Genomic DNA, 12853 nt, shown 5'->3' on the forward strand with positions numbered 1-12853 from the left:
CGGCGAAATAATAAACGAGAATGATTCGTGTTTTTAATTAATTTTCGTCGTGTCGCCTGCCCGCAACGTGAATGCGTATTGCGCTCTGCATTCCTGACGAATGCCTTTCTATTTCAAGCGATTGAGCGGCTTGGACGTAATGGAAACGAAAGAATTTGGTCGGTCGCCTGATGCGGCAACGATCGGTAAAAGGCGGGATTCGGGACAGGACGACGGAGAAGCTGGAGAGGATCACGAAGGATCAGGAGAAGCAGGCGGGACGGATTCAATGGTCCGGTGTGCGCCGGACCGGGCAACCCCGACCCGGCGCTCCGGGCAGCCGACCTCGTATCGGCGGCGCGGCGGATCTTCTTCTGTTCTTCACTACGTCTGCTCTCAGGTTCACTGCATTTTTTTCCTCACCGCGTCGGGCCATTATCCGCTCAATTCCGCCGAAGTAAAACGTTTGCGGTTGCACCCAGGCTGTTATATCGGCGATTTGGAAACAGTCTTTCCAAATGCTTACGGTCATTTCGCCGCGATAGCACCCAGGTTGCATTCATCGCGGCGTTCCTTTTAAATGGAACTGGTTCCATTCGTTGAATCGGCCATGTTCTCGCGTGACGAGCCGTCGCGTGCGCGTCATGATGCCGATTCAGGATCGAGAATCATCCGACTCAGGATTCGCATCGCCCGTCCTTCCCGGACACCCCGTCAAACGAGACCGTCATGCCCGATTCCGCCTCCCTGCAGCATCTGTTTCCCGCGTTACAGGACATCCCCGCCGAATTCCGGCTCGCTTCGCCGATTCACCAGCGCGTGTCGCTTGTCGACGGCGCATTGCGACCGTGGGACGGTGCGACCAAGACCGTGCTGTCGCCCGTGTGCGTGCGGCAGGCGGACGGCAGCGTCGAGCAGGTCGAGATCGGCAGCTACCCGGTGATGGGCGAAACGGAAAGCGACGCGGCGCTCGACGCCGCGGTGCGCGCGTACGACGCCGGCCGCGGCGAATGGCCGACGATGAAGGTCGAGCAGCGCATCGCGTGCATGCAGGACTTCATCAAGCGGATGGTCGCGCAGCGCGAACTCGTCGTGAACCTGATCATGTGGGAGATCGGCAAGAGCCTCGCCGATTCGCAGAAGGAGTTCGACCGCACCGTCACGTACATGACGCAGACGATCGACGCGCTGAAGGAACTCGACAACGCGAACTCGCGCTTCGTGATCGCGGAAGGCACGATCGGCCAGATCCGCCGCACGCCGCTCGGCGTCGTGCTGTGCATGGGCCCGTACAACTATCCGCTGAACGAAACCTTCGCGACGCTGATCCCCGCGCTGCTGATGGGCAACACCGTGGTGTTCAAGCCGCCTCAGTACGGCACGCTGCTGTTCGAGCCGCTGCTCGAAGCGTTCCGCGACGCGTTCCCGAAGGGCGTGATCAACACGATCTACGCGCCGGGCGCGGTGGTCGTGCCGCACATGCTCGCGTCGGGCAAGATCAACGTGCTCGCGCTGATCGGCTCGAGCAAGGTGGCCGATCACCTGAAGAAGCAGCACCCGAAGTCGCACCGGCTGCGCGCGATCCTCGGCCTCGACGCGAAGAACGCGGCGATCGTGCTGCCCGACGCCGATCTCGACCTCACCGTGAAGGAGTGCCTGCTCGGCGCGCTGTCGTTCAACGGCCAGCGCTGTACCGCGCTGAAGATGCTGCTCGTGCACCGCTCGATCGTCGACGAATTCCTGAAGCGCTTCACCGCCGCGCTCGAACAGCTGAAGATCGGCATGCCGTGGGAAAAGGGCGTCAGCATCACGCCGCTGCCGGGCATGCATCGCACCGCGTACATGACCGACGCGATCGACGACGCGAAGGCCAAGGGTGCGCAGGTCGTCAACCATCAGGGCGGCGAATTCAGCAAGACGCTGTTCTACCCGGCCGTCGTGTATCCGGTGTCCGAAGGGATGAAGCTGTACCGCGAGGAGCAGTTCGGGCCGATCATTCCGGTCGCGCCGTTCGACGACGTGGAAACCGCGCTCGACTACGTGACGACGTCGGACCACGGCCAGCAGGTCAGCATCTTCGGTTCCGATCCGGCGCAGATCGGCGCGCTCGTCGATCCGCTCGTGAACCAGGTGTGCCGCGTGAACATCAACTGCCAGTGCCAGCGCGGGCCCGACGTGTTCCCGTTCGCGGGCCGCAAGGATTCGGCGGAAGGCACGCTGTCGGTGAGCGACGCGCTGCGCGCGTTCTCGATCCGCTCGATGGTCGCGGCGAAGCAGACCGACAGCAGCAAGCAACTGCTCGACTCGATCGTGTCGGATCACCACTCGAAGTTCATCAATACGGGCTTCATTTTCTGAAGCCGGCTTGATTGGGTGCCGGAGCCTCCGTCGCACGCCGGTGCGGCGGAGGGTTTCCGGCACGCCCCCCGCTAGACGTTCGTCACCAGCAGCCGAGCGCCCGCCACGCCGAACACGACGGCCAGGCACGCTTCCATCGCGCGCCGGCCGCGCACGTACAGCCGGCGCGCACCGTCCATCGAGAACACCAGCGCATAGCCGCCGAACACCTTGATCGCGACCAGCAGCTTCGACCACGCGAGCAGCGCGGCCGATACGCCGAGCGCCGCGACCGTCGCCCAGAATATCGACCCCGAAATCACACCGAGCGCGAACACGAGCGCCGCCTTGCGGCACTGCGTCGCCGCGATCGACATGATCGCGAGATTGCTCGGCCCGGGGCTGGCCGTGCCGATGAAATAGGCGGTGTAGGCGAGCAGCAGGTTGGCGGAGAAGAAGGTATGGACGCTCATGTCGAACCTCGCAGGGATAATTCGGAGATGGTTGGCAAACCTGCGCCGTCTGCCCATGCACAATTGCGCGGTCAATCGCTGGGCCAGGTTGCGTGAACATGCAACCGGTCGCCGCGTGCCGAACTGTCTCTGTTTTGAAACAACCGGTGCATTCGCCGCCGGTTCGCGCGATGCGGCGACGCGTGCTCCTTGCGGCCGGTGTCCGCCGCCGGACGCACGGCGGGCGTGGCCGAAGCGCACCGCACACGTCGTTCCGGCCGTTCGCCGGCATAAACGCGCGACGCGCCGGATGCCCGCGTTACGTTACATCCGTGAAGCATTTCGCGTCGTCGCGCCGCGTCGGGCGCTCGACACCGCTTGCCTCCCGCCCATAGACACCCTCCTCCACCACCTGCGCGATCCAGTCCCGACGGGACTCGCCGCCCGATGCCGGATCGCGGCTCAACATTCCTCAACAATCGTCCGGCGGCGCTGGTACGGAACCTGCATTCCGTTCGGGGCAGAAGCCGCGCGCGATAACGCGCGGACATGAATTCACCCTCGGGCGCTCCACGGATCCGCCCGTACGATATGCACACGCAACGAGGCTCTCCATGGATGCGCAGCCCAACTCGTCCGATTCGTCGTTCCAGCTCTTCCTCGCGAAGGTGCTCGAACAGCCGCTGCCCGACTGGACCGAAAAACAGCAGATGGAACTCGAGATGGCGCGCACGCTGTCGACGCAAATGGTCACGCTCGCCGAAGACATGCGCGGCCGCACGCCGGATCTCGCGCGCTGCCTCGTGCTGCTCCGCTATGCGAAAGTGCTCGACTTCATGCTGACGTCGCTCGCCTCGCACCGCGACATTCATCCGCAGACGCTGCGCACGCTGTTCCGGCTCGCGAACCTGAAGGTCGACGATGCGTATCCGGTGTGAGCCGGCGCAACGGATCGGGAGCCGCGTATGGCCGTCGCGGCAACGCCGGCCTTTCACGCTTCGCGAGCACGCCGGTTAACCTGTGCGCATGCGCATCGGAAATCGCCCATCCCGGCTGGCCGGCGAACTCGGCCTCTTCGTAAAGCAATACGGGCGCAACGCACAGAAGCATCTCGATCCAAACGATCGTCGCTACGATCGCGACACCGAACGCGTGATGAGGCGACTGTCGCCGGCCGATCTTTCCGATCTGCTGGCCGACGACGACGAAACCGAAGACGAACAGCGCATCGGCTCCAGTTCCTCCTGACTTAACCCGCACACGCACGGCCCGCCTGCCCCTCCGCGCAAACGGAGGTACAATCGCGCGCCATGAACGCACTTCGCCGCTTCCTGCTCCGGCCAGGCGTCGCGCGACAGTTGCTGTGGGGGTTACTCCTCGTGACGCTGCTGTCCCGCGCGCTGATGTCGGGCGCCGTGATGCTCGATCCGGACGGTCCGGATGCGGGCTCGGTGGTGCTGTGTTCGGGTCGCGGCCCGCTGATCGTCGCCGGGGCCGCACTGGCCGCCCGCTTCGACGCGCGCGCGCCGATCACGCCGGCCAACGATGCGCGCGCGCTCGTCGATGCGCTCAAGCATGACGCGCACGCCGACAAGGCGGCGTCCTCCGGCAACGGCGACAGCCTGTGCGCATTCGGCGCCGCGCTGTTCACCGCGCTCGCGTCGTTCGTGCTGCTGGTGCTGCTGTTTCCCGCAGCGGCGCCGCGGCGGTTCCGCGTTCATTTCGACAGTCCTCCCTTCGTGCGATCGATATTCGACGATCGCCCGCCTTCCCGCGCGCCTCCCCGGTTCTGCTGAACGTTCCGCCCTGTAGCGCAGGCACGTCGACGTGCATGCGCGTTCACGCCGTTCGTTTCACCCGACCTGATTCACGCGTTCACCCGCCTGCCCGCTTCGCGCGGGCGACGCCGCCCTGCGCCCCGTTTGCGCAGCGTGCCGCGCCGCCTGCTGCGCCGACGCACGCACGCGGGTGCGACGCACGTTGACGGCGGCCGGCCCGCACCGGCCGTGCCGCTCGACGAACCCGAGGAGTTACACCATGTCGACCACCGTCGATCGGGCCCTCTCGCCCGCCCGTCCCGCCAGCGCCGGTTACCGGACGCTCTGGCGCTGGCATTTCTATGCCGGCCTGTTCGTGATGCCGTTCCTCGTGATCCTCGCGATCACGGGCACACTCTATTGCTTCCAGCCGCAGATCGAGCCGCTGCTGTATCCGCACCGGCTCGTCGTCGAACCGCGCGCGACGCCGCGGCTCGATGCCGACACGCTGCTCGCCCGCGCCCGCACCGCGATGCCGGCCGGCGCGACGCCGGTTTCCGTGCAGGTCGCCACCGCGCCCGACCGCAGCGCCGAGTACGTGTTCCGGTTGCGCGACGGCAGCCGCGAGAGCGTGTACGTGAACCCGTACGACGGCAGCGTGCTCGGCACGCTGAGCGTCGAGAACCGCTTCATGCAAGTCGACCGGATGCTGCATCGCAAGCTGCTGCTCGGCAAGACCGGCGAGTTGCTGATGGAGCTCGCCGCCTGCTGGACCTTCGTGATGATCGGCACCGGCATCGCGCTGTGGTGGCCGCGCGGCGCGGCACGCGTCGGGCACGCGCTGCGGCCCGACCTGTCGCTGCGCGGGCGGCCGCTGTGGAAGAGCCTTCACGCGACGGCCGGCATCTGGCTCGCGGCCGGCACGGTCGCGTTCATCCTGTCCGGGTTGCCGTGGTCGGGCTCGTGGGGCAAGAACTTCAAGGCGCTCGCCGCGACCGTGAACCTCGGCGCGCCGGAAGGCGCGTGGGGCGGTGCGTCGGTGCGCTCGACGCGCCCGGGCGCCGCCGCGACGCCCGACACTGCACGTGCGCCTGCGCAGGCCGCCGCGCCGTCCGGCCATCACCACGATGCCGGCGAATCGATGCCGGGGATGGTGATGGACGACCTGCCGTTGCCGCAAACGCCGTGGGCGGTCGGCAACGTGCCCGTCCCGCATTCGCCGTCCGCGCCGACGCCCGCGCCGCTGCCGCTGGCCCGTGCGATCGCGATCGTCGCCGGCCTCGGCGTGACGAGCGGCTACACGCTCGCGCTGCCGTCCGGCGCGGACGGCGTGTTCACCGCGTCGTACTTTCCGGCCGACCCGAAGGCCGAACGCACGATCTACGTCGACCAGTACAGCGGCGCGGTACTGAAGGACATCCGCTATGGCGACTACGGCGCGGTATCGAAAGCGGTGTCGTACGGCACGTCGCTGCACATGGGCCGTTATTTCGGGCTCGCGAACCAGATCATTTGCGCGGTGCTGTCGCTCGGGCTGGCCGCGATGGCCGTCACGGGCACCGTGATGTGGTGGAAGCGCCGCCCGGCCCGGACGCTGGGCGCACCGTCGCGCGAACGCGGCACGCCGTCGATGCGCGGCTGGATCGCCGGGCTCGTGCTGCTCGGCATCGTGTTCCCGCTGATGGGGCTGACGATCGTCGCGGTCTGGTTGCTCGACCGGCTGCTGTTCGGCCGCGCGGCTCGCGCCGCGGCGTGATCGACGCAAGCGCTTCCCCCATTCGAAGGAAACCAAAAAAATGAAGTTCAGATTGATGCTGCCTGCTGCCGTGCTCGCGGCGCTGTCGCCGGCCGGGCAGGCACAAGCACAAGAAAGTAGTGTCGACAGCGCCGGCGCCACGCTCGCCCCGATTCGCGTTGACGCGCAGAAAGCGCCCGCGCTGACGCAACCGCTCGACACCGGCAGCCATCTCGGGCTGTCGTCGCTCGAAACGCCCGCGGGCGTCGAGCAACTCAACCGCGCGACACTCGACACGCGCGGCGACAGTTCGATCATCGACGCCGTGAGCCGCGCCGCCGGCATCAGCGCGTCGCCGCATCCCGGCAACGGCAACTCGGAGCTCGCCGCTCGCGGTTTCGTCGGCGCGTCGTCGGTCACGCAGCTCTACGACGGCGTGCGCCCGTACGGCGCGATCGGCGTCACGTTCCCGTTCGACACGTGGTCGGTCGACCATATCGACGTGCTGCGCGGCCCCGCTTCGGTGATCTACGGCGAAGGCGCGATCGGCGGCGTGGTCAACATCGTCCCGAAGAAGCCGACGCGCACGCCGATCCGCAACGAGCTGCAAATCGGCGGCGGCACCGAAGGCACCGCGCGCGCCGCGTTCGGCAGCGGCGGCGCGATCAACGACAAGTTGTCGTACCGCTTCGACATCAGCGGCAACCGCGCGTCGAACTGGGTCGATCGCGGCGATTCGCGCAACCTGTCGGTGTCCGGCGCGCTGCGCTACGACGTGACGCCCGACCTGTACGTGACGGCATCGTACGCGCAGGGCTTCATGCATCCGATGCAGTATTTCGGCGTGCCGCTCGTCAACGGTGCGCGCGATCGCGCGCTCGACAAGCAGAACTACAACGTCGGCGACGCCGACATCGCGTTCCGCGACAGCTGGGCCACCGTCTCGGCGAACTGGCAGCCGAGCGACAGCCTGAACGTGACGAGCACGCTGTACCGGATGAAGAGCAACCGTCACTGGAAGGATGCGGAGTACTACACGTACCTGCCGTCGAGCGCGCAGGTACGCCGCAGCAGCTATACGGAAATTTTTCACGACCAGGAGCAATACGGCAACGTGACGACGGCCACCGTCGGCGGCGCGCTGCTCGGCATGCGCAACACGTTTTCGGCGGGCGTCGAGTTCAACCACACGACGTTCCAGCACGACAACAACTCGCCGTATTCGGGCACGTCGACCGTCGATCCGTTCAACTTCGACCCGGGCAGTTTCATCAACACGGCCGGCACGTTTCCGAAGTACCGCAGCCAGTCGAACCAGTACGCGCTGTTCGCGGAGAACCGGCTCGAGATCACGTCGCGCTGGTCGGTGATCGGCGGGCTGCGCTACGACCATGCGAGCGTGAACCGCGACGATCTCGTGAACGGCGGCGCGTTCACGAAGGTGTTCGCGAATACCGGCTGGCGCATCGGCACCGTGTACGACGTGCGGCCCGGCCTCGCCGTGTACGGCCAGTATTCGGTCGCGGCCGATCCCGTTAGCTCGCTGCTGTCGCTGAATGCGTCGAAGGCGAACTTCACGCTCGCGACCGGCCGGCAGATCGAGATCGGCGTGAAGCAGTCGTTCCTCGACGGCAAGGCCGAATGGACGCTCGCCGCGTACCGGATCGTGAAGAGCAACCTGCTGACGGCCGACCCGGTGAACCCGAACCAGTCGATCCAGGTCGGCCAGCAGTCGTCGCGCGGGCTGGAGGCGACGGTCGGCGCGGAGCTCGCGAAGGACTGGCGCGTCGATGCGAACGTGTCGATCCTGCGCGCGAAATACGACGATTTCCAGCAATCGTCCGGCGGCACGACCGTGTCGCGCGCGGGCAACGTGCCGGTGTCGGTGCCGCAGCGGCTCGCGAACCTGTGGGTGAGCTGGCGCTTCGCGCCGGACTGGACGGGCATCGCGGGCGTCAAGTACGTCGGCAAGCGGTTCGCCGATACCGCGAACCAGCTCGTGATGCCGTCGTACACGACCGTCGACCTCGGCCTCGCGTGGAAGCCGCGCAAGGACATGACGATCACCGCCCGCGCGTACAACGTGTTCAATCGCCGCTACGTGCAGTCCGCGTACTACAACGAGACGCAGTATCTGCTCGGCAACGACCGGCGGTTCGAAGTGCTGGCGAACTACCGGTTCTGATGCGGCGCGCCGTCGCGCAACGCGTGCGCGGCGGCGGGTCGGTCAGTGTCCGGTCTCGCCGCTGCCTACCCGAAACAACCCGTCACGCACGCGGGCCCGCCATCCACTTTCGGTAGCGTCGCGTCTGACACTGCGCGGCCAGTTGCTGGCCCACCAGCGCGCGCAACGGCGACACCTGCGGATGCGTACGGCGCCCTTCGCTCAACCGCGCAAGCTGGAACTTGACGACGGCCATGTTCGCCAGCGCGCCCAGCGCCTTGTTCTTCCAGCGGATCGGCTGCAGCACCGGCGCGCTGTCCTTGCCGGCGCGCCAGTCGCGCGGCAGGTTCGGGTCGATCGACAGCGCGGTCGCGATACCGACCATCGCGACGCCGCTGTTCACCACCTGCTCGGCCACCGCACGGCGGCGGATGCCGCCCGTGACCATCAGCGGCATCCGCGCGACGGCGGTGATGTCGTGCGCGAATTCGAGGAAATACGCTTCGCGCGCCAGCGTGCGGCCGTCGCGCGCCTCGCCCTGCATCGCCGGCACTTCATAGCTGCCGCCCGACAGTTCGACGAGATCGACGCCGAGCGGATTCAGCAGTTCGACCACGCGCTTCGCGTCATCCGCGCTGAAGCCGCCGCGCTGGAAATCGGCCGAGTTCAGCTTCACCGCGACGACGAAGGCCGGCGACACAGCCGCGCGCACCGCCTTCACGATATCGAGCAGCAGGCGCGCGCGATTCTCGATGCTGCCGCCCCACTGATCCTGCCGGCGGTTCGTCAGCGGCGACAGGAACTGGCTCAGCAGATAGCCGTGCGCCGCGTGCACCTGCACGCCGGTGAAGCCGCTTTGCTCCGCGAGCTGCGCGGCGCGCACGAAGCGCTGCTGCACGTCGGCGATATCGGCTGCCGTCATTTCCTTCGGCACCGGGAACTGCTTCGACAGCGCACCGAGCGCGAGCGGCACGGCCGACGGCGCAAGCGTCGTCTGGCCGAGCGCCGCCTGCATCTGGCGCCCCGGGTGATTGATCTGCATCCACACGTGCGCGCCGTTCGAGCGCGCGATCTGCGCCCAGCGGCGGAAACGGTCGAGATGCGCGTCGCTTTCGAGCACGACGCCGTTCGGCCCTGTCATCGCGCGGCCGTCCACCATCACGTTGCCGGTCAGGATCAGGCCGGCCTGACCGTCGGCCCACGCCTGGTACAGGCGCAGCAACGCATCGGACGGCGCGTGGTCCGCATCGGCCATGTTTTCTTCCATCGCGGCCTTGGCCAGACGGTTCGGAATCACCGCCCCGTTGGGCAGTGTGAGGGGCGCAAACAGAGTCATGGTGGGAGATCCTCGATTGACGATGGCCCACGATAACTTTAAAGTCAACTTTAAGGTCAAGCCCTTTTGGAGCCCCCATGAAAATCGGCGAACTGGCGAAGGCGAGCGGCCTCGCGGCGTCGCGCATCCGCTTCTACGAAGCGAGCGGCCTGCTCGAACCGGCCCGCCGGCAGGCGAACGGCTATCGGGAATACGGGCCGGAAGCGTTGACGCGGCTCGCGATCATCGACCGCGCGCAGTGCGCGGGCTTCTCGCTCGACGAGATCCGCGCGGTGCTGCCGCCCGATCTCGGCGCATGGCCGCACGACGAACTGCTGGTCGCGCTGCGGCACAAGGTCGACGAAATCGCGCTGCTCGAACGGCGTCTCGCGCAGAACCGGCAGCATCTGGAAACGCTGATCGACGAGATCGAGAACAAGCCGGCCGGCGAGGATTGCGCGGGCGCCGCGCAGCGGATGCTCGACCGGCTGTGCGAGCAGGCCGCCGAGCCGCTGGAGCCGGCGCCCGTCGTGCGGCCGGCGCGCAAGCGGGCGTGATGGAGTGTGCTGCGGGAGTGTGATGCGGGATTGCGCGGCGCCGTCCATTGATCGATGCGCGCCGCGGACTGAAACACGATGCGGTGCAGTTGTCCGGATTTGCTTACGTCGCAGGTAATCGACGCGCGCCGCCCGCGCCGCGATCATGGCTCCATCGACTCACGCACCGCATCACGCCAAGGAGCCCGCCATGACCGCCTATGCCATCGCCCACCTGCTCGACGTCGACATGTGCGACGACATCGTCGAATACCTCGAACGCATCGACGGCACGCTTGCGCCGTACGACGGCCATTTCATGATTCACGGCGCACGGCCGGAGGTACGCGAAGGCGTGTGGCACGGCGACCTGATCGCGATCGCGTTTCCGGATCTCGACACGGCACGCGCGTGGTACGAATCGGATGCGTATCGGCAGATCCAGCCGCTGCGCGCACGGCACGCGAGCGGCCCGTTGATCCTGATCGACGGCGTCGACGAGCGGCACAAGGCGACCGACATTCTGCGTTGAGGCTTGACGCAGGCAACGCCGCCGACGCTTACGACGCCTTCCGCTCCATCGGCTCGCCGACGACGAACCCACCACCCTGGAACCGCTGCGCGGGATCGTCGTACTCGGCGGTCGGCGCCGTCACCGGGAACAGCCCGGCGAACTGCTCGGAGCTGTCGCGCGGGCGGAAGCCGAGGAAGCCGACCTTCGTGTTGTCCCACCACTTCACCGGGTTGTCCGACGCGCCGTAGACGATCGCGTGCCCGACGCGGTTCGTCAGCAGCGAGCAGCGCACGAGCTCGATGAAGTCGCGATAGCTGAGGAACGTGACGAGCATGCGCGGATTCTTCGGCACCTCGAACGACGAGCCGATCCGCAGGCACACCGTCTCGATCCCGAAGCGGTCGAAGTAATAGCGCGACAGCGATTCGCCGAAGCACTTCGTCACGCCGTACAGGCTGTCGGGGCGCAGCGGCGCATCGGCGTCGAGCACCTCGGTGACCGGATGAAACCCGATCGCATGGTTCGAGCTCGCGAACACGACGCGCTTCACGCCGTGCTTGCGCGCGGCTTCGTACAGGTTGTACGTGCCGGTGATGTTCGCGCCGACCAGATCGTCGAACGGCGCATCGACCGAAATGCCGCCGAGGTGGACGATCGCGTCCACGCCGTCGACGAGATCCATCACGGCCGGCCGGTCGGCCAGATCGACCACGCGGATTTCTTCATGCGCGGCCGCGTCGTCCAGCGCCGCGATGTCGCTGACGCGCACGACGTCGGCCCAGTCGGCGAGCGCGCCGCGCAACTGGCGGCCGAGGTTGCCGGCCGCGCCCGTCAGCAGCAGGCGGCCGAACGGTTTGCGCGCGGCGGTGGATGAGGCGTTCATCGAATCTCCTTGGATCTGACCTAAAGCGGAAAACGTTTTCCAACTATACGCGGACGCGGCGCCGAGCGTCAATGGTCGAATCTGCTCGCAACCCTCCGCACTTTCCCGATATCGGCGGCGGTCTGCGCGCCGGCTTTTTCTGCCACAATCGGGCGTTATCGAACGAAAACGTTACCCTTCGAATGAAAAAAGTTTCCTCGACGATCCGCGACGTGGCCGCGGAAGCCGGCGTGTCGGTCGCGACGGTATCGAAGTACGTGAACGGCACGCAGCGCTTCTCGCCGACCGTCGAGGCACGGCTGAAGGAGGCCATCGAGCGGCTCGGCTACCGTTCGAACCCGCTCGCGCGCTCGATGATCACCGGCCGCACGCGCACCATCGGCCTCGTGATCCTCGACATCAGCAACCCGCACTTCACGAACGTCGTGAAAGGCGCGAACCGCGTCGCGCTGCAGCACGACTACACGCTGCTGCTCGTCGATACCGAAGAAAGCCAGGCGCGCGAACGCTCGCTGATCGAGGCGCTCGCGCAGCGCGTCGACGGGCTGATCGTCAGCACGCGGATGCCCGACGACGAAGCCGGCTGGATGCTCGACCTCAACAAGCCGCTCGTGCTGCTGCGCCGCAGCCCCGGCCTGCCGATTCCGAGCGTCGGCATCGACAACCGGCTGTCGACCTACATGCTCGCGCGCCATCTGCTCAATCTCGGCCACACGCGCATCGCGTATCTCGGCTTCGGCACCGCGCGCGTGAACGACGAACGGATCCAGGGCGCGCGCGACTGCCTCGCCGAAGCGGGACTCACGCTCGACGTGCACGACGCGCACGCGCCGACCGCCGAGGCCGGCGAGCGTGCGTGCTCGCGCGTGATGCTCGGGCCGCAGCGTCCGCAGGCCGTGATCTGCTACAACGACCTGATCGCGCTCGGCTTCATGAAGGAGGCCGCCTCGCTCGGCTTCCGGCTGCCGCAGGACGTGTCGGTCGCCGGCATCGACAACGTGCCGTACGGCGCATACGCGGCGCCCGCGCTGACGACCGTCGACATCCAGAGCGAGAACATGGGCGAGCTCGCGATGCAGAAGCTGATCGACGCGCTCGCCGGGCGCACCGACGCGAGCTATTCGACGTTCGAGCCGCGGTTGATCATGCGCGCGTCGACGGCGTCGGCCGGCTGACGCGGT

The 12853-nt window shown here is 66.9% G+C and carries 13 protein-coding genes; 9 read left to right on the plus strand and 4 right to left on the minus strand.

The features are described from left to right. Positions 1-708: 708 nt before the first annotated feature. Positions 709-2337 carry an NADP-dependent glyceraldehyde-3-phosphate dehydrogenase gene (locus tag HWX14_RS18985; RefSeq protein ID WP_175883964.1) on the plus strand — a complete coding sequence of 543 codons (1629 nt, stop codon included), beginning with the start codon at positions 709-711 and terminating at the stop codon, positions 2335-2337. A 71-nt stretch (positions 2338-2408) separates the two neighbouring features. Here the strand turns inward: HWX14_RS18985 and HWX14_RS18990 are convergent, their stop codons facing one another. Further along, a complete protein-coding gene (locus HWX14_RS18990; protein ID WP_175883965.1) occupies positions 2409-2789 on the minus strand; it encodes a LysE family transporter in 381 nt (126 codons plus the stop codon). A gap of 298 nt (positions 2790-3087) precedes the next feature. After that, positions 3088-3237 carry a hypothetical protein gene (locus HWX14_RS18995; protein WP_175883966.1) on the minus strand — a complete coding sequence of 50 codons (150 nt, stop codon included), beginning with the start codon at positions 3235-3237 and terminating at the stop codon, positions 3088-3090. A 145-nt stretch (positions 3238-3382) separates the two neighbouring features. Between HWX14_RS18995 and HWX14_RS19000 the strand changes: the two genes are divergently transcribed. From HWX14_RS19000 to HWX14_RS19020, 5 genes are all read left to right on the plus strand, one after another. After that, the gene (locus HWX14_RS19000) at positions 3383-3706 is read left to right on the plus strand and encodes a DNA-binding protein (RefSeq protein ID WP_175883967.1); all 324 of its coding nucleotides are present in this window, start codon (positions 3383-3385) and stop codon (positions 3704-3706) included. An 88-nt stretch (positions 3707-3794) separates the two neighbouring features. Further along, positions 3795-4016, plus strand: coding sequence for a hypothetical protein (locus HWX14_RS19005; protein WP_175884618.1), 222 nt, complete (start codon positions 3795-3797; stop codon positions 4014-4016). A gap of 62 nt (positions 4017-4078) precedes the next feature. Then, complete coding sequence (locus HWX14_RS19010; protein ID WP_175883968.1) at positions 4079-4564, plus strand: hypothetical protein; 486 nt, start codon at positions 4079-4081, stop codon at positions 4562-4564. 241 nt (positions 4565-4805) lie between these two features. Further along, positions 4806-6281: a PepSY domain-containing protein gene (locus HWX14_RS19015; protein WP_175883969.1), complete on the plus strand. Its 1476-nt coding sequence runs from the start codon at positions 4806-4808 to the stop codon at positions 6279-6281. A 40-nt stretch (positions 6282-6321) separates the two neighbouring features. Next, positions 6322-8445, plus strand: a complete 2124-nt coding sequence (locus tag HWX14_RS19020) for a TonB-dependent receptor (RefSeq protein WP_175883970.1) — start codon at positions 6322-6324, stop codon at positions 8443-8445. A gap of 82 nt (positions 8446-8527) precedes the next feature. Here the strand turns inward: HWX14_RS19020 and HWX14_RS19025 are convergent, their stop codons facing one another. Next, complete coding sequence (locus HWX14_RS19025) at positions 8528-9760, minus strand: NADH:flavin oxidoreductase/NADH oxidase family protein (protein WP_175883971.1); 1233 nt, start codon at positions 9758-9760, stop codon at positions 8528-8530. A 77-nt stretch (positions 9761-9837) separates the two neighbouring features. Here HWX14_RS19025 and HWX14_RS19030 point away from each other — a divergent pair, with 77 nt between their 5' ends. Continuing rightward, a complete protein-coding gene (locus HWX14_RS19030; RefSeq protein ID WP_175883972.1) occupies positions 9838-10296 on the plus strand; it encodes a MerR family transcriptional regulator in 459 nt (152 codons plus the stop codon). A 190-nt stretch (positions 10297-10486) separates the two neighbouring features. Next, the gene (locus tag HWX14_RS19035; RefSeq protein ID WP_175883973.1) at positions 10487-10807 is read left to right on the plus strand and encodes a DUF1330 domain-containing protein; all 321 of its coding nucleotides are present in this window, start codon (positions 10487-10489) and stop codon (positions 10805-10807) included. A 28-nt stretch (positions 10808-10835) separates the two neighbouring features. Here HWX14_RS19035 and HWX14_RS19040 read toward each other — a convergent pair whose 3' ends face one another. After that, the gene (locus tag HWX14_RS19040; RefSeq protein ID WP_175883974.1) at positions 10836-11672 is read right to left on the minus strand and encodes an NAD(P)-dependent oxidoreductase; all 837 of its coding nucleotides are present in this window, start codon (positions 11670-11672) and stop codon (positions 10836-10838) included. 71 nt (positions 11673-11743) lie between these two features. On the opposite strand from HWX14_RS19040, the gene HWX14_RS19045 reads away from it, so the two are divergent. Then, positions 11744-12847, plus strand: a complete 1104-nt coding sequence (locus HWX14_RS19045) for a LacI family DNA-binding transcriptional regulator (protein ID WP_175883975.1) — start codon at positions 11744-11746, stop codon at positions 12845-12847. Positions 12848-12853: the final 6 nt, after the last annotated feature.

Origin of the sequence: Burkholderia sp. BCC0044, from assembly GCF_902832955.1 — a bacterium.
GTDB lineage: Bacteria > Pseudomonadota > Gammaproteobacteria > Burkholderiales > Burkholderiaceae > Burkholderia.